General features: G+C 30.7%; 1 protein-coding gene. It reads right to left on the reverse strand.

Annotation, left to right across the window (positions count from 1 at the left end; all coding sequences use genetic code 11):
* Window positions 1-83: 83 nt before the first annotated feature.
* Window positions 84-309: hypothetical protein (locus RCF13_RS19165; RefSeq protein WP_308141453.1), on the reverse strand; the 226-nt coding region annotated here is incomplete at its 5' end.

Below are 309 nucleotides of genomic sequence, written 5' to 3' on the forward strand. Positions count from 1 at the left end.
AAGAGTTAAAAAAATAAGAAATACAGAGATCACTCTGTATTTCTTATCTATCGAATATGTCATTTTATCACACTCCTATAATATTACGGAACTGGAATAGCTAATACATCACCACTACCTTTAGATTCAAAGATTAACCAATGTGCATCTTCCCCACGATAATTCCATGAGTTACTATCTATTTGGTTATCTAAATGTCCACCCCATATAGGATAGTACGTTCTTTTAATCCCATTTCCTGAGTTTTCTGTGAAGTTAACAATGTTATTTCTATATCTTAAAGTAGAAAAATCCTTGTTTGAAATTTTC

It is taken from the genome of Stenotrophomonas maltophilia group sp. RNC7 (assembly GCF_030910085.1).
Taxonomy (GTDB): domain Bacteria; phylum Pseudomonadota; class Gammaproteobacteria; order Xanthomonadales; family Xanthomonadaceae; genus Stenotrophomonas; species Stenotrophomonas sepilia.